Source organism: Thalassotalea fusca (assembly GCF_053485835.1).
The window spans coordinates 466,633-490,753 of sequence record NZ_JBQRUN010000001.1 but is presented as its reverse complement, the minus strand read 5'-3'; the positions used below and the strand labels follow the sequence as shown (position 1 = coordinate 490,753).

Here is a 24,121-nt window from a genome sequence, read left to right as displayed (position 1 = left end):
ATATTCACACCTTAAAACTTGGATCTACATGTGTCATAATTAAGTCGCGTAGAGACTCAACTGTTTCCCATTCAGAATTAGTTCCTGAGTTATACTTAAAACCAAAAGGAACTTTTGCCGCATTGTGATGCTCTAGAAACTCGTCCTCTGTATAGTTAAATGAAACAGATGGTAAAATAGCGTAATAATGGCCTAGATCAATAGTATTTAATGAATCTGTGTCAGTGATCATTTCTTCATGCAGCTTTTCACCAGGGCGAATACCTACGATTTTAGTTTCACATTCAGGTGCTATAGCTTGAGCAATGTCAGTAATTTTGTATGAAGGTATTTTAGGCACAAAAATTTCTCCGCCTAAATGGTGCTCCAATGCATACATCACCATATTTACGCCATCTTGAAGCGAAATATTAAAACGTGTCATTTCTTCGTGGGTAATCGGTAATAAACCTTCCTTTCTTTTTTCAATAAAGAATGGAATGACTGAGCCTCTCGACCCCATTACATTACCGTAACGAACAACACTAAACTTGATATCTTTAGAGCCCTTAATATTATTTGCCGCTGCAAACAATTTGTCCGACGCAAGTTTCGTTGCACCGTAAAGGTTTATTGGAGCACATGCTTTGTCTGTTGAAAGGGCAACAACATCTTTAACACCACACGCAAGCGCGGCCGCAATAACGTTTTCTGCGCCATCTACATTAGTGCGAATACATTCAGTGGGGTTGTATTCCGCGGTGTCTACCTGTTTAATAGCTGCTGCATGAATTATAACATCAACCCCTTCACACGCTTGCATTAGTCGTTCGCGGTCGCGCACATCACCAATAAAAAAGCGTAAATAAGGGTACTCATTATGAGGGTACTTTTGCTTGATTATTGATTGTTTTAACTCATCCCGTGAATAGATGATAATTTTTTTAACGTCTGGGTATCTTTCTAGGATAGTTTCGATAAATTTTTTTCCAAACGAACCTGTTCCACCCGTTATTAAAACTGTTTTGTTGTTAAGCATTTTCAACTTCCAAATTATAAATTTCCGCGGTCTCAAAATTCCAAACTTTAAGCTTTTCTAAAATATTGTTTACTAAATTTTTCTTATCACCTGGTTCAGCACACACATGCACCATAGATTCAAACCATACATCTTTCATTTCTTTATCTTTCATTCTCCACTGTATTTCACCATGAGCAGAGAAGTAAATCGTTGGGCATCCTATAGCACCAGCTAAATCAGTAGTTACAGTACAAGGAGCAATAACAAGATCCAGTGATTGCATTAATGACAATACACTATCAAAGTCATTGAACTGATCTATGTCCGGTAAATTAATAATTTTTCCTGGGTAACGAGCTTCAACCCAAGCTAGTTCACCTTCACAATTATCATATTGTAAATTGACAAATGTTATGTCATTTAACTCAAAAAGAGGTTCAAGCTGCTCTATATCAAGATAATGAACATTTCTTTGGCTATTGGTAAGTTGGCTTCGCCAATTTATACCAACTAATGTTTTATTTTTGGGCAAACGTTCTGCGATTGATTTTGTCTTGATCTCATCGCATTTCAAATAGCCATTTTGTATTGGAAAATCTTTATAGTCTTTCCTGAAGTGCCAAATCAGCTCTGACAACAATTTAATTTGCTTTGACTCATTAACAGTATTAAAACCCTGGTTATCCAGTATATTTACTAAATCGGCTCCCGGAGTTTTATCAAACCCCTTTCTAGGAAAGCTAGGGCTAAAGCTTCTTGCGCGCGAAATTGGCACAAAATTTATATGTGGAAACGAACGCTGAAATATACTTAAAAGTCGAGGTTCACACGAAAGCTTAAAATTATCTACACCCAACGCTTCTGCAATCTCATTATAAATAGAAGCGAATCTGACTTCTTCTGCTGGGCCAAAACTACATATTAAAAATAGATTATCAGCATTAAGAGCTTCGTCAGTTTTATATTTTTCTTGGCCAAAATATGCAATTAAACGATCTCGAACAGCTGTATCTAAAAAGCATTTGAAACCACGTTCAATATCCTGTAAACCAAAATAAACAGGCATTGCATGACCATCTTCTGTTAATTCAACATTGTACTCTTTTGCGAGATCCAGTAATTTTTGAGCTTCTTCAAATCGCCCTTCAAATTTATAAAGTCTTAATAACTCTGTAAAGTTTGCATGTGTAGGTTGTATCGCCATTGCTTTTTTTAAAACATACTCTGCTTCCGAATAGCAGCCTTTTTCAAATAAAACCTTACTATATACAACTAATAATTTGTCTGACTCTGGCTTTTCAATAAACAGCTGCTTAACTATTGTTTCAGCTTTATTGAGCTTTCCTGTTTCAAGATATGCAACAACTTTTTGATGGCTAATATCATTATCCAAATTTAATATCGCCGAACAAACAGAGATAGGAAAAGATTCATCAAAGAAATGTTTAATAATAGCGTTCGTTCTATTAATTCTGTCAGGATTAAATACTAGCTGCTTAGCAAACAAAGAGATAACTCCCTGCTCCTTAACTTCCCTATCAGTCGGTAAATTTTCAAGTTGCATATGGATTGCAGCTCGATTGTGTTGGTAAATATTAATATGCTGCATAAAATTGGCAAGTTTATGCACTGATTGCCAATCAAAAGTCAACTCGGCTATTTGTGCTATTTTCAGAAAACTAGCTGAGTCAGCACCATAAATTAACATAAACTTGAAAATTGAATTTAATGCTAAATCAAAGTTCTTATATTTAATCAAAGTCTCTATCTTTAACCTGTCATTTTTCCTTAACACAACTAATTGAGACTTCGCGTCTTTTAATTTAATTTCACCATTTGCAATTACTTCACTGTCGCCGTTAAAGATCAAGCTTTCATTGTATAACGCTTCTGACTCTTCAATATCACCAACTTCAGCAAGTAACCAAGCTAAATTTGAAATCAGAACTGGCTCTCTATTTACTTCAATTGCTGTCAATAAGAATTGATTAAATACTTCATAATTACAAAAAGTTCTAACTTTTTCTAATAAAAGACTCTTCGCATCAGGCGAAGTCAATTTACCGTAGACCGAAAACAATAATGTAGACTGAAATAAGCGCGTGTTATTACCAAAGAAATAATAAGAGAAATCTATTTGACCTATAGCTCTATCGTATTGTTTTCCTTCATAATGATTTGTAAAAAAATACATAGGCCAATAATTAGACGTTAACAACTCTTGTTCCATATGTTTTTTCGATGCGAGAGCCATATAATAATCATGCTGTTCAAAATCTCTTTCAGCATTAATTCTATAAATTGCCGCTAAACTTCCTTCATAAGAATTAGAGAGTGCACCTAAGTACTTTGGATAAAGTAAATACGCTCCAGCAAACAGCTCGAGAACATTAAGTTTAGCTTGGCGTCTAACAATATTTACACGATCATCAGTACATCCCCAGCCTGAATAAAAAGGTGCCCCCACGGTAGTGACTTTCTTTCCTCGAATTAAAGCTTCAAAACCAGTAAGCGAACTTATTGTATAAACATGATCTACTGAATCAATAAAATCGATTATGTCTTCATCTGGAACAGCTATTCTTGCGTATTTTTCAACTTTTTTCGCTTGAAAACTACTTTTTTGAAACCCTCTGTAAACTTCAGGGTGCGGTCGATAGATAATTTCACAGTCAGGATTTTCAAAAGCAGCTAATTTAATCAATTCTTCTGAGGTCCAGCCATTAGGATTTCCATATTTTATCGACGCATCACCATCTACTTGCCCCAAAACAGCAACCCTTCTAATAAGTTGCAGATTTTGACTTATACCCTTAACTTTAGTTCTAGGCGGGTTATACTTCGAAATTTTTAGCTCAATTAATAACTTTAAGCATTTTTCAGCTTCTTTTAACAACTTTTGATCAGCTTTGAAGTCATACGTATTATATATATTTTCTATATCAGAAGGTTCACTGCAATTGTAATAAAACCCTGTTTTATCCAAAACAAGTGAATACGGCGTCGAATGCTGGGCACCTAACTTCGCTGAGCGAATAAACCCATCTTCCATACGATAAATTGGCACATTATTTTTTTTAGCGTAATTTGCAATTGCATTAGATTCTGTGTATCCCCAAACAATAACAACAGACGGCTTTAGGTCCAACTTAGCAAGTTTTCTAACCGCTCTTGAGCCCATTAATTTTCTTGGTAGAAACGCAGTTCTATACTCTGGTAAATAATTTGCTGAAAAACCTAATTTCCAATCATTAAAGCCCACCATTAACGCAATTGGTTTTTCTGGCACACTTTTCCAATTGTCTCCAACCAAATATAACTGCTCATATCCAGAGTTTTCACCAAGAACGTTGAAAGAATCATGTATAAAGTAATCATATTCAGTCCCTTTAGGAACTTTCTTACTATAAAAACCTTTAACCCTCCGGCTTACATACAGCTCAGAGCGTTTCTTAATTTCTAGAACATCCCGAGTCACTTTGTAACTGTAAACCATCTGAAGTTTGTAGTGCCAAATTTTCACGAAAGCAAAATGTTCCTTTTCCCTAAAGTTTTTAATACCATTATAAACTACATCGGCAAGAGCTCTAGTATTCGTTTTATCAATAATTATATTAATCAGCTTTTTAATTTTGTTAACGTCTAACATTGGTTTCCCTTAAGTATTATATCGCTGAATTACACCAACAAAATTGGATTCGCTGTCTTTAACTAATAATGAAGAAATCTTGTATTTATCCATCACATTTTCTGCTTTTTCTATCATTTCTGAGTTACAAATAAATTTGGGGCTTTTTGTCATCATGTCGCTTGCATATAGTGCAGTAAAATCTCTATTTAATTTAGAAATAGTACGCCTTAAATCACCGTCCGTAATAACTCCGATAGCTCTATTATCTTCCACAACAACAGCAAGTCCTAACCTGCCTTGATTCATCGTAAGTACAACATCTGCAAAAGTCGCCTTTTTGTTTACAATGGGTAGATTATCTATTTTCATGGTATCACCCACTTTAGTTAACAATTTACGACCTAATGAGCCTCCAGGGTGATATCTTGCGAAATCGTTGGCTTCAAATCGCTTATACTTCATCAATGCGATTGCTAGCGCATCTCCTATCGCCATTGTAATCATTGTAGAGGTCGTTGGAGCTAAATTATTGGGGCAAGCTTCTTTATCCATGACTATCGGCAATATAATATGAGCATTCCGAGCAAGTGTAGAATTTTCATTATTGGTTATAGCGATTATTGAGTTTCCAAAAATCTGTAGAGAAGGAATTAACTGAAGTACCTCATCCGTTTCACCGCTATTAGATATAAGTATCATCACATCGCTCTTCGTAATCATACCTAGATCACCATGAAAAGCTTCGCTTGGATGCAGAAAGAAACTAGGTGTTCCCGTTGATGCGAAAGTAGCCGCCATCTTCTTGCCAACATGGCCAGACTTACCCATACCACATACGATTACGTGCCCAGAACACTCTTTTAAACATCGAATAGCATCAAAGTAACTATGATCTTTACTTAGTTCAGCCATCAACTTTAACGCTTCAGAATGAGCTAAAAACGTTTCACTTACTGTCGATTGTTTTGAAAATAATTCAACTTCATTAATCATAACTGTTATATCAACTACATTGCCAACATACGAATTCGCTGAATACAATATTTAGCCACATTATTTCCGTGACTATTTGAAATTGGAATTTGCTTTTGAAATACCAGGAAGTGTAATAATTCATATATTGAACAAACATCCATGCTTGGTATAGAAAAAGGCTCATCCATCCTAATTTTATGTACGGCAGATGAGGACGAAAACACCCCATCACCAAAAGCAAAAACAGGCTTTAAGAAAGCGAGCGATTGTAACAAAACAGTACTGTTAATGCCAATAACAATATCTGCTTCCGCTATTTTACTTTTCAATTCCCCTGTACTATCAATTCTAAAATCATTCCTATTGCTTTTAATTTCATATTCATATGTAGCTTTAGGGTGCGCCCTAATCAATACCTCTATATTTTTGTCAGGCAACCAATTTTCTAGATAGGCTATGAAGGATTTCATGTTCTTGAATGGAGAATGGTGAACTATATTCGAGTCTGTATCAACTTGTAGAGGTACTAGTATCTTTATTAGTTTATTATTTGGTAACTTAGAAGGCGACAATCCGCCAGTATAATCCTGAATAAACTGTTTCACTTTTATTTCTTGTGAATTGGTGAGTTTTTTGGGTGCTGTTTGAGCGAGTAAACTATTACCATTAACGCCCAGCGGATCTACATAGACACTATTTGATTGATCAAACCACGCCACTTCCGTATACAAAAGGCTTATCTTTTGTTTTTTTCTAATTAATTTCAAGAATGTTTGCTGATAATCAAAGTTTCCATTCCAGACAAGAACCTTAGTAAACCCTCCAGTTTTTAGTACTTGTTTGTAATACTCTAGCCGATTATTTTCTATATTTGGCCATTCAGCAACCTTAACGTGCGGAAGTTTTAAATAAAATACATTCTTATAAATACTGAAGTCTATATATTTGGCTATCGTATGCTTATGTTTAGAATAGCCTTCGAAGCGTTTGTTTCTAAAAATGCATAACTGACTTTCAACCAATATACTTACATTATATCCATTGGCAATGTACCTTTCAGCCATTTGCTGCATTATTGGAGCGCGATGAACATTAGCCAATGGGAGATAGATTAAAAGGTGATTCATTCTTTTTATTGCTTCAACAGAAGACTAATTCACGATTCCGAAAATCATAGCGTTTTTGAGTGAACATTGATAGCCAACAATTCTAACTTTACTCAAACCCCAAACTCATTAATCGACACCATACTCACCAGCATCATCACAACAACACCACCAACTATGCCGCCCATGAATAGAATCATCAGAGGTTCTAATAATGTTGTCATTCTTTCAGCCCAGCTTTCAAATTCCTTTCTTGAACGAGTGGCGATTTCATCGAATACACGTTCTAAGTTGCCTGACTCTTCCCCAACTTCCAATAAAGAGACATAAAAATCAGGATAAAGTGACGTTTGTTTAAGTGCGCCAGTTAATGCGTGACCTGTTTTTACTTTATTTCGGGCAATATCCATTTCTCTTTTTAAGACATAATTTTTGATATTACCCGCTGATAATGCAATCGCCTTATCTATTTGTACGCCGGCTTTAACCATCAATGCCAAACCAGAGTTAAATCGAATCCGTTCAACCGTAATAATGGCATTTTTGAGTACTGGCAATGATAAAGATTTGGCGTGCCACCATCTAACTACTTTAGGCTCCTTGAATAGCTGAACAATTCCTACGATTGACGCAATAACACCTATGAATAAGAACATTTGATAGTTTACCATCCACTCACTTATATCTAGCATGAGCTCAGTGTACCAAGGAATAGCTTCAGCTCCTTTAAACATGCCTGACATTTTGGGAATAATAAAGTTAAAGATAAACACAATACTCAAAATACAAACAAAGAAGATAACGGTAGGGTAAGCTAACGATGATTTTATCTTACGCTGCAACTCTCGTTTGAAAGATAGGTCTTTAGAAAGTCCAGCAAAAATTTCACTTAAGTTACCTGATGCTTCACCTAGCTCAATTAAGTTACAATATAGAGGATCAAAAACTTCTGGGTATTGACGAACACTCTCCGACAGGCTTTTCCCTTTTTTCAATTGAGCACTAATATCAGTTAGTAGTCTTGCCAATTCGGGCTTAGCTTTGGTTCGTTTAATAATATCAATGCCCTTATCGATACGTACGCCAGATTCAAGCAACAAGCTTAGCTCGGAAGTTAAGAATTCTATGTCTGCGAGGTTAACCTTTTTATTAAAAAGCGAAAAACCATTCTGTTCACCAGAAACAAGCTTTATTTCGGTTGGAATATAGCCTAATTGTTGTACTTGAGCTTGAGCAGCTTGTTTGTCAAGTGCTTCTACATGACCTGAAACTCTCCCACCATTTTTATCAAGCGCTTCGTATTTAAATTCGTTCATTAACCTGCGACTCGAACAACTTCATCAATAGTGGTTAGGCCCATCAACGCCTTATAAAACCCGTCTTCAAGAAGCGTTCTCCTTTTGAGTTCTGCGTTATGTAGCCTCGCTTTACCAATAAAGTCTGCATCTTTAGGCATCGACTTGATTGCATCATCACACCGTAAGTACTCCGTAACCGCCATTCTACCTTTATACCCCGTGCCGTTGCACGCTGAGCAACCTCGTCCTTGTTTCAAGGTAAACTGAGCGATCCCGAATTTAGACGCAAGCTCATTTAAGTGATATTTTGCAACTAATGCATCATGTTCAGGATGGTCAGCTGTGCATTCAACACAAATTTTTCTCGCTAAGCGTTGAGCAACGATAGAAACCAACGCCGCATTTAATAAAAATTCTTCAACACCCAAATCCAATAATCGGGTGTAGGCGCTTGCTGCATCGTTTGTATGCACCGTCGAGAAAACCAAGTGCCCCGTGAGTGCAGATTGTAAGGCGATTTGAGCGGTTTCCTTATCACGAATTTCACCTAACATGATAATATCTGGATCTTGGCGAACAATGCTTCTTAAACCCGACGCAAAGTCAAAACCAATATCACTGTTAACCTGAACCTGATTAATACCTTCAAGCTGGTACTCAACAGGATCTTCCAATGTAATAATCTTTACATCGTCATTATTCAATGCATTCAAAAATGTATAAAGAGTGGTTGTTTTACCTGAACCCGTTGGTCCGGTAAGCAATACAACCCCAGCCGTAGTCTTGATGTCCTCACGAATAAGTGCATCAATATCCTCAGATAACCCTAATACAGACATGTCGTATCTCACGTTATCTTTACGCAAAAAGCGCATTACGATTGATTCACCATCATTTAATGGTAGTGCCGACACACGTATATCTAATTCTTGATTCGCAATTTTAAGTTCAATCTTACCGTCTTGAGGACGGCGTTTTTCAGCGATATCCATGCCGGATAGAATCTTGAGACGAGTTGCGATTGGTAACCTCATAGAGGGGGAAATGGTCTCTACTTCATGTAATACGCCATCAACACGGAATCTAGCGCGGTACTTGCCATTTATTGGCTCCAAGTGCATATCTGAAGCACCTTGACGAAGTGCTCGAGTAATAAGCGAATTTAACAAATTAACGGTTGGCGCTTCAGTTGCCAATTCCTTTAATCGTTCTTCTTCGTCACCAATATACTCCTGTTCAACATTATGAGTTCCCGTTTCATATTTGATTTTTAGGGCTTGAAAGTCCGATTCATCACAAATATAAACAGTAGGTTCTATTTGTCGCTGAATGAGCCATTCATTTACACGTAAATTAACTGGATTGCGGCACGCAAAGTGCCATTGGTTTTCAGAAACTTCTAACGGCAACCAGTTTTCTGTCAATAAAAACTCTACATCCTCCCCCACAATAGCGGGCGTGGCACCATCGAGCCAATCTTCTAATTTTAGTAGTGGGTAGCCAAAATGCAGACTATATAACTTCGCCAACTGATCATCGGGTAAGCTCCCCATATTGACCAATATTTGCTCTAGCTTTCCACCATAACGCTGTTGAAATCCTTCAGCTTTCTCAATATCCGCTTGAGCGACTGAGAATTCAGAAGATAAGAGTTCTTTTAATGACATAGTAAATACCAAATCCTATTTGTGTCTTATGTCTTCATCGGCATCGTTTCCGCCAGGCTGACCGTCCGCTCCATAAGATGACATTTGATATGGTCGCCCTTCTTCACCAGGTTTACTATACACGTATGGATTCCCCCATGGATCTAATGGGATATCTTCTGGTAAATACGGTCCATCCCATCGAGGATGATCGCTTTTGATAAGCTCTTGTAAGGTTTCTGGGTATTTGCCAACGTCTAATCGATAGGTGTCCAGTGCTGTTTCAAATGCATTCATTTGAGCACTTGCCACCCCTCTCTCAGCAGTACCTAATTGTTTAAAAAATTTGGGAGCAACAAGCGATGCTAACATCCCTAAGATTACGATCACGATGAGCAATTCGATCATCGTAAAACCACGCGTATTTTTCATAGTCATTTAAATTTTTCTGTTAAGACAAGTGGCTGGAGTTTATCAACCTGGCTAATTAAAGTCGATAGTGTTTAATAACTTCGAAATGGTTTGAAACAAATACTGTATTAGCTATTTTTTGTTCGTATTGATAAAATTCAAAGCGTACTGAAGTAAAAATGAATAGAATGCGAAGACACTTAAGAAAGCTGTGAGCATAATCCATTCATCAGCGGCTAAATATTCACCTAACATACCAATAAGCGCCATAATAATCGAGACACTACTAATAAGCCATAACGTTTTACGCGAAGAAAGACCTAGGCGAATACAAATATGATGTAAATGTCCATTATCCGCTTTAAATGGTGATATACCATTTTTAATGCGGCGCAGCATTATAGCGAACATATCCATCAATGGGATAGCAATAAGCCACAGCGCTGTGACAGGTCGAAATGATGGAGTGGTATCTGATGTTTCCTGAGTACCTAAAACAAGCAACCAGATTATAGTTAAGCCCATAAACATGCTGCCAGCATCCCCCATAAATATTTTTTTGCCACGAGGGTTACGCGTGCTTACGTTGTAAAATAGATAAGGAATTGTCGCTACGACCAACATAAGAGGAAGTAATATTTCTTGACTAGTGTTGCCACTTAACATAGTCAAGATGGCGATAGACGAAATACTAATGATACTCATTGAGCCTGCAAGCCCGTCAATGCCATCGATCATATTAAATGCATTAATAGCAGTAATACACGCTAATACTGTAAAAATCATTCCATAGATGCCAATATCAATACTGCCGCCACCGAAAATACTTCCGAAATCATGAATATAAATTCCCGCACCAAACACCATTATTGTGGCAACAATACCTTGAAATATCATGCGCGGGGTTACGCTTAGATCGTAAATATCATCCATAGTGCCAATAAAAACCAAAAGCGCAGAAGAGATAAAATAAAGGTTTAACAGCTGGCTTTGTTCAATAAAGAATGTAGATGCGATTAACACACCAGTATATATAGAAATTCCGCCAATCAGTGGAATAGCACCTTCATGGTTCTTTCGTTCATTTGGGAGATCAACAAGGCCGATATGGGGAGCTAGAGGGAGAAGTACTTTAATTGTCATTACTGACACAGAAAAAGTCACTAACAGTGCGAAAAAATCGACTAGCATTAATAATTTACCGTTTTATTAATTTTGTTGTTAAGAATATGGCAAATGCCTCATCCAATAAGCGCGCTAATTATAGTCTGGCAAAATCAATTAAGCCAGCATAATTCCGAAAAGTTTCGATATTATACTGGCTTAAACTAAACATTTACGAGTACAAGTAACAATTATTCACATAATAGTTACGTTGCTATGCTTATACACCCGAGATTGCTGCTATAGCAACCGCTGCTTGGTAGACAATTTGCGTTGCAGTAGCCCAAAGCGACAGGTTGTCCATGTATGCAGAGTCTAATGGCACAACGACTGTATCACCTGGTTCTATATTATTTGTAGCAGAAGTAAACCAGTTGCCTTGATTCGGTATTTCAACTGAGCCATTAGCTTTAATGATATAAATGCGATCATCGTCAGCCTGTTCTTTTACACCACCACTCAAATCAACATAGTTAAACGCATCTAAGCCTTTACGATAGATATGAGAAGTAGCAAGCTGAACCTGACCAACCACATTGACAGAGTTCTGCTTTGAAGGCACATGCAATACATCGCCATCTTCTAGCAATACATCAACATCTGAGTTTGCAACAATACCTGGTATATCTACAACTAATCTACCAACAGGTGTAACTTTTGTTAAATCAGCAAGTAACAGTTTTGCCTGTTCGTAGTCGATTGCTTGACCATCTTTGGAGGATAGGCTTTTAGACGCGATTTCCATCCGTAAACTTTCAGAAACTTTTAGAATATTCTGAAGTTCAAGTTGTTTAAGCTTCTCGCGAGTAAACAACGACGCTTTCGTATAAGCGTATGGTGTAAATCCACCTGCTCGCTCTATAAGATCACCAAGTGTCTCACCACGCTTAATCGCGTATTTTCCTGGAAATTTGAACTCACCTTTTAACTCAACAATATGATTTCCCTGCCACTCAGGAATGTGGTGGATATTCAAACGGTCTTTACTTGCTAGTATTTTGTCCTCGCTAGCATCATTTGCCAGTGCTTTTGCCAAGTCAACATTAAAGTTTTGCTTACTCGCAGATTCACCACTTACCACATAACGAGTAATATCTGCTTTTTTTAAGTACGCTGACTCTAATAACCCCCCTGCTGCAACGACAAGATCACTTGCAGTGATATTTTTGGCTAACGGATAAATTCCAGGGTATTTTACTGCTCCGTCAATTTCTACAAGCTGAATAGGATCTCCCGTACCCGCCTGACGCTTAAGCTGCTCGATAATCGGTTGCAACATGCGCTTTCTCGAGAAGAAGCTATGTTCACGAATTGTAGGCGGCTCTTCTTCTTTACCCATCAATTCGTCTAGAGACTTTTCAACCTCTTTGATGGTTTCGTCAGCCTTATCGATCTCTTCAAGCGCCATTGCAGCATAAGGATCGCTATCTTCACCATAGTGCTGCCAGAACATACGGTCTTCAAATCGCTGTTCAGCAAGCTCTTTTTCTCTTTTTAAAAGCTCTTCTTTTGTTAGTGCGAACTCTTCAATAAGCGTTTGCTCTAACGTTTCCACTTCTATGTTAGAGAAAACAAGTACTTTATCTCTAGCCTGTAAAGTCAAGTTATCGTCAGAGGTTTTGTCAGAAACAGCTTTGAACAGGTTAAATTGCAGCACTTCAATATTGCGACCAATATCTTTTTCACGAACAACGAGGCCATAAGAGATATCAGCTGATTCCAATACATGGGTATGTATACTTGGTAATAAATCGGTAAGTTTTTGACCTTCATGCCACTGATATTTGCCAGGACGAGGTACCGCACCAATTAACGTAACAGATTCTTCTACTACCGATGAAGTAGGCATGACTCTAATGTAATCACCGCTTGAGAGTTTACTCGCTAGTGCTTTTTCACTTGTTAGGTCAACATTGACGATCGTTCTAAGGTTTTGGCGATTAAATCTTTCAACGATCGTTGAAGATGGAAATGCAGAAGGTAACAATCCGCCAGCCATTTTCACAACATCAGCAAAAGTTTCACCGTTTTTAATTTCGTAGATAGCAGGTCTAGTGACCTCACCATCAACAGTTATGCGATCACCAACCGGCGCAACAAATATTACGTCGCCACTTCGCAAAATCGCATCGTTAGATGAGTCACCGTTGATCAACAAGTCATACAAATCTAAGGTAGATACAGTCTTTCCAGCGCGTTTTAATACTACTTTACGTAGTGAGCCAATGTCGCTTATGCCGCCTGCTGAAAAAATAGCATGTGTCATACTCGATAACGCCCCTAACACATAAGGGCCCGGTTTGAATGCATCACCAGACACAAACACCCGTATTGATCGCTGTTCAGATAACGACACTAATACGTCCACACCTAAAATGCGCTCTTTCACTTTAGCTGGAATCAGTTTTTTGACTTCTTCAAAAGTAAGACCACTGACAGTGAATGCACCAACACTAGGTATTATAATTTTTCCGTCTCGAGAAACAGGTAATTCATGCTCTTCATTTTCAGTACCGAAAACTTGAATAAGAAGCGTATCACCAGCACCAACAATATAGTCATTGGGAATAGCTATATCGATAGACGGAGCAAAGGTTAACGGCGCGTTAGCAAAAACCTCGTAGCCAAATGGCTTCAATTCATCTTCATCTTCTTCCTCTTTGTCTTCCATTAAGGCATTTTCATCGAATATGGGATTGCCATACTCATCAAACTGTGTGCCTCTTGGATAATACTGCTGAGGAATTTTGTCCTTTTCAGCTCCCTTTTGATTGGGTTTTCCCTTCAACTGAGCCTGAATAATCTTGTAATCCAGCCCCATACTTTGTGCTAGCGCTCTTTGTTGCGCAGGAGGAAGCTTTTTAAATTGCTCCAATTGTTGCTGGCTAATATTGCCAGTCGACTGTGCAGCTGCACCACCTGCAATAATCGTTATAAAACAAAAACATATAACTTTTGCAAACTTAAACATATAATTTACGCACCGAAAATTCGAGTTGATTTTAATTGTTGTGAGTGGAGTCTACCACCATAAAAAAGTGGTATAAAGTAATACCACTTTAAGCATGTGAATTCTATTAAACTTACAAACCGTCTAGTTCATCCATGAAGGCTTCTATATCAGCTTCAGCTTCTTCATCCACTTTGATCGGTGGATTGCCGTCGTAAACTTTATATTCCATGTTTTGAAAATAGGCGTTCTTAACAAATTCATATGGATCGAGCGAATCCCTGATTAACTGCTCCTGATCTTTGAGCGCTATTCTCGATTCCAAGCCGATAATACTGGCTCTAACGATATTTGGCCAAAATTCGATTACAGCCAGTGGCCAGTAATAGCTATCTACGAAGTCCCCTACTTCTTCTCGAACCGATGATGGACCTAGGGCAGGCACAACCAAGTAAGGCCCATCAGGCACACCATAGCTGCCTAACACTTCCCCAAACTCTTCTTGTTGACGCGCCCAGCCAAAATCACTTGCCGGATCAAATATCCCCAATATACCAATTGTCGAGTTAAGTAAGAATCGCCCTGTACTTTTCGCAGCATCTGAAAACTTACCTTGTAGTAAGTTATTGATAATTGTTGAAGGCTCATTAAGATTTAATGCCATATTATACAAACCCATACGAACGTCAGGGTGTACATATTCACCGTAAACATTTGACGCAGGCTTAAGAACGTATTTATCGGCATAATCCCAAGTAAACGTCCAAAATGGTCTATTTATCGATTCGAGCGGATCTCGAGCATCAGATGGAGTATCTGCAAAAGTATCCTGCTCTGTTGTATTTTCCTTTTTACCAGTTGAGCTACAACCAGACGTAATCAATGCAAAAACTAAGATCGGTACAGTCATTAATGCACGAAAGTTTCTATGAATAGACATTATCAACAACATTTCCTTGGTATTGTGATGCATACAAGCAAGCTAGAATTTGTGCTTTGTATAAGTATTATTGCGCGCAAGTTTATCACGCTATAATTCGTATTTGTATGGTGTTAGCAGTGAAAGTCAGTGCGGTTAATGGGCAAAATTGTAATTAAATGAAAGAAAGTGTAATTTTGGCGCTATTTTATGGCTGGATTAATTGTACAGATTAAGGTTTGTTTCGTCGGTGCATTGCAACAAGCATCTCTGCTTCAGCTCTAGGTAATTCGCATTCTGACATTATTTCCTCAACATCAGCACCCAAACTTACCATTTTTTGTGCGCGGCTATACAGCTTATCTTGTGGCTCTTGGTGCTGTATTCCTTCAACGACTTGTTTTTGCTCATCAAGTGAACGTTGAAGTTGCGCAATTCGATGTTCTAAATGACGTGAGACTTCGTTGACTTCTTTGCTTTCTTCAGACTGGTGCTGAACTAATGTGGTTAATTGTTGCAATGCGGTTTTAGATAATCTCTCGTTAGTATCGACTGTTTGTACGAGCTCCTCGTATTGCAGAGACAACTGCTGCAATAATCGATTAACCTTCTGAAATTTTATGAACAACAATAAAATAGCGAAAGTGGCAATCACAATCGCTATTATACTTATATAAGGCGTAATTAGTTCGAGCATACTACTACAACACTGACCATGTAATTCAAGGATGAAAAACTAGAATTGCTTTAATTCATCCCACTCATCATCAGACAATAATTTGTTCAAATCGACTAATATAAGTAATTCGCCATCTCGGTTAGATACGCCTTGAATAAATTTTGCACTTTCTTCATTACCTACATTAGGTGCAACATCTATTTCAGAAGCGCGCAGATAGACCACTTCAGCCACGCTATCAACCAAAATACCAATAACTTGTTTTTCTGCTTCAATTATTACGATTCTAGTATTATCCGTAATCTCAGACGCTTCTAAACCAAATCTTGAGCGAGTGTCAATTACAGTTACAACGTTACCGCGCAGGTTAATAATACCAAGAACATAAGTAGGAGCCCCAGGAACTGGTGCAATTTCAGTGTGTCGTAACACTTCCTGAACCTGCATCACATTAATTCCATATGTTTCACTGTCTAATTTAAAGGTTACCCATTGCAACACTTCGTCATTAGTATCTGCACCTTCATTTGCATTGCGTCTTTCTTCAGACATACAGCTCGCCTCTCAAAGTTATTCACTTTATCATTTTTGCGTATGCTCGATATTGAGCTATTTAAAGCACGAATCATTAAAATTTGTTAATGTTCGCACCTTCATCAAGTAATTGAATTAGCGCGTTAACGTCTAGTAATGCACACATTCTATCTTTCACTAAGCCTGCCAACCAAGGTCGTTTAGACTTCTGTTCCAGCCATTTAACGTCTTGTGGTTGTAAAGTGACTGTATCAACTAGATTTTCAGCCATCAACCCCCACGCGCTATCATTTAACATAATGATATACTGATAGTTTAGCGAACTTTTCAAAGTTTCGTCACATTTTTCTGGCATGACCCATAAAGCAGTATCGACAACGTTGATTTTTTCATCTCTATGTAGCATTACGCCCTTAAACCAATCGGGTTTTCCCATTAGGTTGGTGGTTTTCTCAACATTATGAATACCGCCAAGTTCTATCAATGGCACGGCAATGGTCAAGCCTGCCACTTCAAAGAACATTGCTTGAAATGCCTCTTCTTTATGTTGAGAAGTTACTTTTACCTTAAGCGGACCACTACTTTTCTCAGTCTTAATCTCTGCTGCTTCTATTGGGCGCTCAAGTGACTTGTTTTCAGACTTTGTTGATGTAATGACAGCTTCTTTAGGTGCATCTTTCAACACATTTGCTTGTGCTAATAAACGATCAAGCTTTTCTTTCTCAATTGTTTTTGGGGCGGTAGCAGATGAAGATGGCGACAAAGACTTCTCTACTATCTGTTCTTCAGTTAAAAGTTCAGATAGATAGGTTTTCATCAACTCTTGGCTTGCCGCTAACGATTTTGACATTTAATTAACTTCTCTCTTTTTCCAGCTTAAGTAAATAATCCAGAAAGCTATTATAAGCATATACGCCGCGCGACGATGGCGCAAAATCAGAAGGCACTTTTTGTGACTCACTCGAATTACGGAAATTTGTATCAATTGGGATAACACCGGGCCAAACCGCTTCAGAATATAGCTCTTGGAGTTTTCGATAAGCTAGTAGTGATGCTTTGGTGCGTTTATCGAACATAGTGGGAACAATGGAATAAGTAAATGGTTCTTCTTGCTCCCCTTGCATGATTTCAAGCGTCTTCATCATGCGATCTAATCCCTTCAGTGCTAAAAACTCAGTTTGTACGGGCACAATAATACGGTTCGATGCAGCTAATGCGTTGACCATTAATACACCAAGCACAGGGGGACAATCCATCAACACGAAGTCATATTCACTGTGTAAAAGGTTCATGGCTTTTTTAAGCACCAATCCCATACCACCTTTACTACCGAGTGAGCGATCTAACGTCGCTAGTCCCATCGTGGCAGGTAATATATCAATATTAGAGTATTTGGTAGGGCAAAGGCTTTGTAAAATTTGCTCTTTGGTTGAAACCTGTACAAATAGATCATAAACACTCAGTTCCAAATCTTCAGATTCAATACCAAAATAATAACTTAATGATGCGTGAGGATCTGTGTCTACTAACAGCACACGGTAACCACGTTCAGCAAGCAAGCCACCTAACGTAATCGTTGTAGTTGTCTTTCCGACACCACCTTTTTGATTGGCTATAGTCCAAGTTATCAATCGTTCACCTGTTATTGCTCTGATTCATCTTTGCGCGTAGTAATACGTATACCGCCATTTTCTAACCGTATAATGCGAATTTCTTCGGTATCATCTTGAGTTTGAACGTTCTTTATCGCGTTAACGTCCTCTACACTAATTGTAGGAGCATTAACTAAATTTGCTTCATCTAATCCATATTTAGAAATTGCAATCACAACCCTACGATTTTGTGCTCGCCCGTTTCTTGTAGCATTATCCGCGTTCGGATAATACTGACCGTATCCTTCAATCGCCATTCTTGCCGGGTTTAAGTTTAATTCTTCAAGTACCCTTAAAATTGCAGTGGCACGGTAGACAGACAACTCCCAGTTAGATGGGAAAATTTCTGTATTTATGGGCTGGTTATCTGTATACCCTCTAACTCGAATATAATTAGAAACATCACCTATTACATCATAAATTACAGAGAGAATTGCTTGAGCTGAAGTTGTAGGCGAAGAAGAGCCTGATGGAAATAACAAGCCACTGTTAAGTTCAATCTCTAGCCAGTCACCGTCTATTTGCAGTTGTGCATAGCCCGATTCAACTAAATCATACAAAGCGGTGTGTAATTCTTCTTCTAATGAAGTTAAGTTAGTGCCAACGTCACTCTCATCTACATTTGATAAAGTCGCCTCACCATCCAATAACTCGGGGCCTGCGTCTTCTAATATACCGTTACCGTATAATCGCTTATTTGTTCTGGCGGTGTTTACTGGAAGTATGTCATCACCATGACCACGATTTTTTGGCAATGCTTCGTTAGCTTGAAATACTCGGCCGATCGATTCTGTGACGGTTTCAAAAGGCTTTTCGTTAACAATTGCCATTGCGTACAAAACAACGAATAACGCAAACAATAACGTCATATAATCGGCGTAAGATACCAACCAACGATCAACATTGTCGTGCTCAACTGAATGTCTTCGCGCTTTTAATCGCCTCATTGCTCTAACCTGAATGCTGATAGTTTGTTTTCTATCGCATGAGGGTTTTCAGCCTGTGCAATTGAAATAATCCCCTCAGCAATCATCTCACGATACATTGTTTGTTCGTGAACGATTGATTTTATTTTGTTTGCTATTGGAATATAAATTAAGTTGGCAAAGCCAACACCGTAGATCGTTGCAACAAACGCAGTAGCTATGCCATGACCCAAAGCTTCAGGATCGGAAAGATTGCTCATGGCGTGAATCAAACCAAGCACAGCCCCCAAAATACCAATTGTCGGACTATAACCGCCCATTGACTCAAAAACATGCGCAGAACGAAGGTTATGTTCACGATACAAATCTAAATCCAGCTCTAGCGATACGCGAAGGTTGTCGACTTCGTTGCCATCAACGAGCATATTGAGCCCTTTTCTAACATAAAAGTCTTCTTCTTCTTCGGCAACACCTTCTAGTACTAAGTAGCCTGATTCTCGTGCCTTGGTCGCCCACTCTACGATGTCGGTAATTCCTTTATTAACATCATAATTCGGAGGAACAAAGATCCATTTCAATAACGATAAAGAGTGAAAAAATTGTGCAGTCGACGATTGCAACATTACTGCGCCAATTGTGCCACCAAAAACGATAATAAATGCGGGTAATTCAAGTAAAGTAACAATTGAGCCGCCATCTAGTACAAAACCAAAATATATGGCGACTATTGCTAAACATATACCAAGAACACTCAGCTTATCCATGCTGAAGTTCCTTCAGTATACTCAAAGGAAAATCATAAAGAGGCAACGAAATATCTGTAATCCCAGCAGCAGTAACCGCTTGCGGCATTCCGTATACAACGCTGGTAGCCTCGTCCTGTGCCCAAATTGTTGAGCCTTTTGCTTTCAACATGCGCGACCCTTCTCTCCCGTCAGATCCCATTCCGGTAAGAATAATTCCCAACACATTGCCCGAAAAGATCTTTGCAGCAGAGCCAAAACTAATATCTACGCTTGGCTTAAATGCAATGCGCTCTGAATCATCATCAATTACTTTTAGTCTTGCTGCACTTTCCGTACCATCGATAATAAGTTGTTTACCACCGGGGGCTAAATACGCACAGCCAGGTTTAAGAATATCGCCATTTTCAGCTTCTTTCACTCTTATTTTACATAACGTATTCAATCGGTTAGCAAAAGCATTAGTAAATGCTGCTGGCATGTGTTGCACCATGACGATGGGTAAAGGGAAGTCTTCTGGTAATTGGGTAAGAATTTTTTGCAATGCTACTGGGCCACCGGTAGAGGTACCGATAGCTACTAATTTATATTTCTTTCCTGAACTACGTCGAAAAGTTGACGTTGGTGTTTTACCTACCTCGCGTGCTGGCGTAGAAGGTACCGCTTGGCTTCTGAGCCCCTCTGTAGGAGTTGTACGAGGCGTTACCCTTCTTAATCTAGGAACTCTTTTACGCGCTAGCTCCAGTACTCTTTGACGCAAAATATTGCCAGCATCAGAGGTAGAGCTGGCTATTTCATTAAATTTCTTAGGTAGAAAATCTAATGCTCCTGCATCAAGCGCGTCTAAGGTTGCCTTGGCGCCTTGATGGGTTAGAGAAGAAAACATCAAAATTGCGGTTGGTGATTTCTCCATGATTTGCTTTACAGCATCGATGCCATTTAATAACGGCATCTCTATATCCATCGTTATGACATCAGGTTTTAAGGTCTGTGCTTTTTCAACGGCTTCTAAACCGTTTACAGCAGCACCAATCACTTCAAGATTGGGGTCACTATTGACAATATCGGTTACCCGTCGACGGAAAAAGCTTGAATCATCAACAACCAATACCTTGTAGGCCATCTATTTTCTCTTTTGTTAGCACTTAGCCTATGCTAAGAACGCAATTTCTTATGAATAGAAGATTTTTTCGCGTAAAACTTCAGCATATTAGGTACATCGATGATCAACGCTATACCACCATCACTTGTAATAGTCGCGCCAGCCATTCCCGGCGTGCCATGAAGTAATCTATCGAGTGGTTTAATCACCACCTCTTCCTGCCCAATTAAGCTATCTACAACAAAACCAACTTGTTGTGTGCCCAATTGAACAATGACTACATGCCCTTTGTCTCTTGGTTTATCGACAAAATCTCTCACCAGCCATTGATCAAGATAGAACAATGGAATTGCCTTATCACGAACAATTATTGTTAATTGACCATCAACTACATTGGTATTCGTAAGATCAAGATGGAAAATTTCATTAACACCTGCAAGCGGTAGCGCAAATGTTTGTTCGCCAACAACCACCATTAGCGTTGGTAATATCGCCAATGTTAAAGGTACCTTGATTTCAAGGACCGTACCAATTCCTAATTCTGAATCAATCGAAACAGTGCCGTTTAGCTGGGTGATTTTCGTTTTAACAACGTCCATACCAACACCACGGCCCGAAACTTCGGAAATCTCTGTCTTTGTCGAAAATCCAGGAGCAAAAATAAGGTTATACGCTTCCTGATCAGACATGCGTGCTGCAGCATCTTCGTCTAATACACCGCGGCTTATCGCAATGCTTTTTAGCTTATCAGCATTCATTCCCGCGCCATCATCTCTAATAGTTAAGAGAATGTGATCACCTTCTTGTGACGCAGATAAAATAACAGTACCTTCGCGTTCTTTGCCATTAGCCACCCTAACATCTGGCTCTTCAATACCATGATCTACTGAGTTACGCACTAAATGGACTAAAGGATCGGCAAGTGCTTCAACAAGATTCTTATCTAAATCCGTTTCTTCACCTTCTAGAATTAATTTTATCTCTTTATGTAAACTTCTCGCCAAGTCTCTTACAACACGAGGAAAACGACCAAATACTTTTTTGATTGGTTGCATACGGGTCTTCATGACCGCACCTTGCAAATCAGTCGTCACAGCGTCTAGGTTAGACACCGCTTTCGTTAACTCTTCATCTTCTTTGGTCATACCTAAACTAGTTAGTCGATTACGAACCAATACTAATTCACCCACCATATTCATGATTTGGTCAAGTCGTTTGGTATCAACACGAACCGTAGTTTCACCTTGTGATGCACTGGTCGCTGCTTTCTTTTCAGCAGGCTTTTTAGCGGCAGGTTTCGCAGCAGCACTTGACGGTGCTGGTGCAGCAGGCTTAGCCGCTTGAGTTGAAGCTGGCGCAGGAGCTGGTGTTGGCTTAGCGCTTGGTTGCTCCGCAGCTGGCGAAGAAGCTGAAGTATTAGCTGCAGGGCTTTTTCCTTTGCCGTGAAGTTCATCGAGTAATGCTTCAAACTCATCATCGTTAATTTCATCTGAATTAGACGATGTTTTATTGCCCTCTACATTTGACGAAAATGCCCCTTGCCCGTGCAGTTCATCAAGCAATGATTCAAATTCATCATCTGAGATTTCATCACTATTACTTGTGGCAACGCTAGTAGCTGGTTCAGAAGCAGTAGCTGCACCTGGAGCGCCACCACCGTGCAATTCATCGAGAAGCTTTTCAAAGTCTTCTTCACTCATTTCGTCCGTGCTACTTGCTGAAGACTCAGGTTTTGGTTCTGGCGCTTGCACGGGTTCTGGAGCAGGAGCTGGAGCCGAAGATTCCGCCCCTTCTGGCTCGCTTAAACGATGCAACTCTTCCAATAAATGAGGATCTGCCGGGTCTACTTCTTCTCTGTTTTGAACTTGAGCAAACATATCATTGATAGTGTCTAATGCTTTTAAAATCACATCCATCAATTCAGGAGTAACCGAACGTTGATTATTCCTAAGAACATCAAACACGTTTTCCGCACCATGACAGGCATCAACTAACTCAGTCAATGATAAGAATCCAGCGCCACCTTTTACTGTGTGGAAGCCTCTAAATATAGCATTGAGTAAATCAGCGTTATCAGGATCGTTTTCTAATTCTACTAGCTGTTCAGAAAGACTCTCTAAAATTTCGCCAGCTTCAATTAAAAAGTCCTGTAGAATTTCTTCGTCCGCTTCGTAAGACATCCACCAACTCCCCTTAAAATCCTAAGCTAGATAAGAGATCATCAACATCATCTTGGTCAGCAACAACGTCATCTCTTTCTTCTTTGTTAACGATAGGCCCTTCAACTAAATTCTCGCCCACTGAAGGCCTAGCTTTTTCTTTGGCTTCATCAGATGAAATACCAAAAGCGGTTAACATGTTAATCAAGCTATCTTCCACTTCACGGACGAGGTCGATAACTTTGCGAATTACTTGTCCAGTAAGATCCTGAAAATCCTGTGCCATTAACACATCAGTCATTAATGCATGCATTTTAGCTGTTTCAGTGTCAGTAGTTTTCAGGAGTTTATCGATGTCATGGCATAACAATTTGAATTCGTTTAATTCTAAATCGTTATGCATGAGCTTTTCCCAAAGGGGATTTACTGCTTTAACTTGCTTTTGAATAGAATCAACCACAGGAAAAATAGACTCTACTGCGTCCATCGTTTTATTAGCCGCATCTTCTGTGCGACTAATCACGTAGTTTAAACGCTCTTTAGCGTCAGGAATATCCGCTGTAGCTAGGTCGTTCAAACGAGAATCCAATTGAAAATTCATTAAAGAATCATGCAATTGGCGCGTTAACTTGCCTATTTCAGCAAATAATTCAGAGTTGATCGGATTCTGAATTTCAGAAATCAGTTCATCTGCTTTTTCCTGTTGTCCTGTCTCGAGGTATTCAACTAATCGCTTAGCCTGCTCCAACGACACATGAACATTTGGTAGTTTATTCATGCAACATCCTAATCAAACAGATTGATTAAATTACGCTAATCGCTCAAATATTTTATCGAGCTTAGTTTTTAGCGTAGCCGCAGTAAATGGCTTAACAATGTAACCATTTACACCAGCTTGCGCTGCCATGACAATCTGCTCTTTCTTAGCTTCGGCAGTAACCATTAACACAGGAATATGCGCTAACTTTTCGTCAGCTCTAATTGCTTTTAGCAAGTCAATACCTTGCATACCCGGCATGTTCCAGTCTGTAACAACAAAGTCAAAGTCTCCACCTTGAAGCATTGGCAACGCAGTACTACCATCATCAGCCTCTTGAATGTTGGTGAAACCTAAATCGCGTAACAAATTCTTCACTATACGTCTCATTGTTGAAAAATCATCAACAACAAGCACTTTCATATTTTTATCCAAGGCGCCCTCCGGGGAGATAATTTAATTTCTTTAC

General features: G+C 38.9%; 20 protein-coding genes. All 20 read right to left on the bottom strand.

Annotation, left to right across the window (positions count from 1 at the left end):
* Positions 1 to 4: 4 nt before the first annotated feature.
* The 20 genes from pseB to cheY all read right to left on the bottom strand — a co-directional run bounded on the left by pseB (position 5) and on the right by cheY (position 24,087).
* Positions 5 to 1,018 carry a UDP-N-acetylglucosamine 4,6-dehydratase (inverting) gene (gene pseB / locus ACSLUK_RS02145; RefSeq protein ID WP_448546851.1) on the bottom strand — a complete coding sequence of 338 codons (1,014 nt, stop codon included), beginning with the start codon at positions 1,016 to 1,018 and terminating at the stop codon, positions 5 to 7.
* Positions 1,011 to 4,649 (bottom strand): capsular polysaccharide export protein, LipB/KpsS family, encoded by a 3,639-nt coding sequence (locus tag ACSLUK_RS02140; protein WP_448546850.1) that lies wholly within the window; start codon positions 4,647 to 4,649, stop codon positions 1,011 to 1,013. Before ACSLUK_RS02140 ends, pseB begins: the two co-directional genes overlap by 8 nt.
* A 9-nt stretch (positions 4,650 to 4,658) precedes the next feature.
* The gene (locus tag ACSLUK_RS02135; protein ID WP_448546849.1) at positions 4,659 to 5,624 is read right to left on the bottom strand and encodes a KpsF/GutQ family sugar-phosphate isomerase; all 966 of its coding nucleotides are present in this window, start codon (positions 5,622 to 5,624) and stop codon (positions 4,659 to 4,661) included.
* Between the two features lie 14 nt (positions 5,625 to 5,638).
* On the bottom strand, positions 5,639 to 6,733 hold the full coding sequence (locus ACSLUK_RS02130) for a capsular polysaccharide export protein, LipB/KpsS family (RefSeq protein WP_448546848.1): 1,095 nt from the start codon (positions 6,731 to 6,733) through the stop codon (positions 5,639 to 5,641).
* 92 nt (positions 6,734 to 6,825) lie between these two features.
* Entirely contained in the window at positions 6,826 to 8,028 is a 1,203-nt protein-coding gene (locus tag ACSLUK_RS02125; RefSeq protein WP_448546847.1) for a type II secretion system F family protein, read from the bottom strand.
* Positions 8,028 to 9,677, bottom strand: coding sequence for a GspE/PulE family protein (locus ACSLUK_RS02120; RefSeq protein WP_448546846.1), 1,650 nt, complete (start codon positions 9,675 to 9,677; stop codon positions 8,028 to 8,030). The genes ACSLUK_RS02125 and ACSLUK_RS02120 overlap by 1 nt, the downstream gene beginning before the upstream one ends.
* A gap of 15 nt (positions 9,678 to 9,692) precedes the next feature.
* Positions 9,693 to 10,088 (bottom strand): type II secretion system major pseudopilin GspG, encoded by a 396-nt coding sequence (gene gspG / locus ACSLUK_RS02115; protein WP_448546909.1) that lies wholly within the window; start codon positions 10,086 to 10,088, stop codon positions 9,693 to 9,695.
* A 111-nt stretch (positions 10,089 to 10,199) separates the two neighbouring features.
* Positions 10,200 to 11,258, bottom strand: coding sequence for a UDP-N-acetylglucosamine--undecaprenyl-phosphate N-acetylglucosaminephosphotransferase (gene wecA / locus ACSLUK_RS02110; protein ID WP_448546845.1), 1,059 nt, complete (start codon positions 11,256 to 11,258; stop codon positions 10,200 to 10,202).
* Positions 11,259 to 11,451: 193 nt separating this feature from the next.
* Positions 11,452 to 14,202, bottom strand: coding sequence for an SLBB domain-containing protein (locus ACSLUK_RS02105; protein WP_448546844.1), 2,751 nt, complete (start codon positions 14,200 to 14,202; stop codon positions 11,452 to 11,454).
* Between the two features lie 112 nt (positions 14,203 to 14,314).
* Positions 14,315 to 15,121 carry an MlaA family lipoprotein gene (locus tag ACSLUK_RS02100; protein WP_448546843.1) on the bottom strand — a complete coding sequence of 269 codons (807 nt, stop codon included), beginning with the start codon at positions 15,119 to 15,121 and terminating at the stop codon, positions 14,315 to 14,317.
* 211 nt (positions 15,122 to 15,332) lie between these two features.
* Positions 15,333 to 15,797, bottom strand: a complete 465-nt coding sequence (locus ACSLUK_RS02095) for a DUF2802 domain-containing protein (protein ID WP_448546842.1) — start codon at positions 15,795 to 15,797, stop codon at positions 15,333 to 15,335.
* 39 nt (positions 15,798 to 15,836) lie between these two features.
* The gene (locus ACSLUK_RS02090; RefSeq protein ID WP_448546841.1) at positions 15,837 to 16,331 is read right to left on the bottom strand and encodes a chemotaxis protein CheW; all 495 of its coding nucleotides are present in this window, start codon (positions 16,329 to 16,331) and stop codon (positions 15,837 to 15,839) included.
* Positions 16,332 to 16,407: 76 nt separating this feature from the next.
* Positions 16,408 to 17,163, bottom strand: a complete 756-nt coding sequence (locus ACSLUK_RS02085; protein WP_448546840.1) for a chemotaxis protein CheW — start codon at positions 17,161 to 17,163, stop codon at positions 16,408 to 16,410.
* Between the two features lie 4 nt (positions 17,164 to 17,167).
* Positions 17,168 to 17,944 (bottom strand): ParA family protein, encoded by a 777-nt coding sequence (locus ACSLUK_RS02080; RefSeq protein ID WP_448546839.1) that lies wholly within the window; start codon positions 17,942 to 17,944, stop codon positions 17,168 to 17,170.
* 11 nt (positions 17,945 to 17,955) lie between these two features.
* Positions 17,956 to 18,912 carry a flagellar motor protein MotB gene (locus ACSLUK_RS02075; protein WP_448546838.1) on the bottom strand — a complete coding sequence of 319 codons (957 nt, stop codon included), beginning with the start codon at positions 18,910 to 18,912 and terminating at the stop codon, positions 17,956 to 17,958.
* Entirely contained in the window at positions 18,909 to 19,655 is a 747-nt protein-coding gene (locus tag ACSLUK_RS02070; RefSeq protein WP_448546837.1) for a flagellar motor protein, read from the bottom strand. Before ACSLUK_RS02070 ends, ACSLUK_RS02075 begins: the two co-directional genes overlap by 4 nt.
* Positions 19,648 to 20,757 (bottom strand): protein-glutamate methylesterase/protein-glutamine glutaminase, encoded by a 1,110-nt coding sequence (cheB, locus tag ACSLUK_RS02065; protein ID WP_448546836.1) that lies wholly within the window; start codon positions 20,755 to 20,757, stop codon positions 19,648 to 19,650. Before cheB ends, ACSLUK_RS02070 begins: the two co-directional genes overlap by 8 nt.
* A gap of 32 nt (positions 20,758 to 20,789) precedes the next feature.
* Positions 20,790 to 22,916, bottom strand: a complete 2,127-nt coding sequence (locus ACSLUK_RS02060; RefSeq protein ID WP_448546835.1) for a chemotaxis protein CheA — start codon at positions 22,914 to 22,916, stop codon at positions 20,790 to 20,792.
* Between the two features lie 13 nt (positions 22,917 to 22,929).
* Positions 22,930 to 23,673, bottom strand: coding sequence for a protein phosphatase CheZ (locus tag ACSLUK_RS02055; RefSeq protein WP_448546834.1), 744 nt, complete (start codon positions 23,671 to 23,673; stop codon positions 22,930 to 22,932).
* Positions 23,674 to 23,703: 30 nt separating this feature from the next.
* Entirely contained in the window at positions 23,704 to 24,087 is a 384-nt protein-coding gene (gene cheY / locus ACSLUK_RS02050; protein WP_448546833.1) for a chemotaxis response regulator CheY, read from the bottom strand.
* Positions 24,088 to 24,121: the final 34 nt, after the last annotated feature.

Bases quoted from the DNA above. Each gene is read 5' to 3' on its own strand.
- ACSLUK_RS02120 (WP_448546846.1), bottom strand. From the start codon at position 9,677: ATGTCATTAAAAGAACTCTTATCTTCTGAATTCTCAGTCGCTCAAGCG.
- wecA (WP_448546845.1), bottom strand. From the start codon at position 11,258: ATGCTAGTCGATTTTTTCGCACTGTTAGTGACTTTTTCTGTGTCAGTA.
- ACSLUK_RS02135 (WP_448546849.1), bottom strand. From the start codon at position 5,624: ATGATTAATGAAGTTGAATTATTTTCAAAACAATCGACAGTAAGTGAA.
- ACSLUK_RS02090 (WP_448546841.1), bottom strand. From the start codon at position 16,331: ATGTCTGAAGAAAGACGCAATGCAAATGAAGGTGCAGATACTAATGAC.
- ACSLUK_RS02085 (WP_448546840.1), bottom strand. From the start codon at position 17,163: ATGTCAAAATCGTTAGCGGCAAGCCAAGAGTTGATGAAAACCTATCTA.
- ACSLUK_RS02140 (WP_448546850.1), bottom strand. From the start codon at position 4,649: ATGTTAGACGTTAACAAAATTAAAAAGCTGATTAATATAATTATTGAT.
- pseB (WP_448546851.1), bottom strand. From the start codon at position 1,018: ATGCTTAACAACAAAACAGTTTTAATAACGGGTGGAACAGGTTCGTTT.
- ACSLUK_RS02070 (WP_448546837.1), bottom strand. From the start codon at position 19,655: ATGGATAAGCTGAGTGTTCTTGGTATATGTTTAGCAATAGTCGCCATA.
- ACSLUK_RS02060 (WP_448546835.1), bottom strand. From the start codon at position 22,916: ATGTCTTACGAAGCGGACGAAGAAATTCTACAGGACTTTTTAATTGAA.
- ACSLUK_RS02055 (WP_448546834.1), bottom strand. From the start codon at position 23,673: ATGAATAAACTACCAAATGTTCATGTGTCGTTGGAGCAGGCTAAGCGA.
- ACSLUK_RS02095 (WP_448546842.1), bottom strand. From the start codon at position 15,797: ATGCTCGAACTAATTACGCCTTATATAAGTATAATAGCGATTGTGATT.
- ACSLUK_RS02075 (WP_448546838.1), bottom strand. From the start codon at position 18,912: ATGAGGCGATTAAAAGCGCGAAGACATTCAGTTGAGCACGACAATGTT.
- gspG (WP_448546909.1), bottom strand. From the start codon at position 10,088: ATGAAAAATACGCGTGGTTTTACGATGATCGAATTGCTCATCGTGATC.
- ACSLUK_RS02130 (WP_448546848.1), bottom strand. From the start codon at position 6,733: ATGAATCACCTTTTAATCTATCTCCCATTGGCTAATGTTCATCGCGCT.
- ACSLUK_RS02100 (WP_448546843.1), bottom strand. From the start codon at position 15,121: ATGTCTATTCATAGAAACTTTCGTGCATTAATGACTGTACCGATCTTA.
- cheB (WP_448546836.1), bottom strand. From the start codon at position 20,757: ATGGCCTACAAGGTATTGGTTGTTGATGATTCAAGCTTTTTCCGTCGA.
- ACSLUK_RS02125 (WP_448546847.1), bottom strand. From the start codon at position 8,028: ATGAACGAATTTAAATACGAAGCGCTTGATAAAAATGGTGGGAGAGTT.
- ACSLUK_RS02105 (WP_448546844.1), bottom strand. From the start codon at position 14,202: ATGTTTAAGTTTGCAAAAGTTATATGTTTTTGTTTTATAACGATTATT.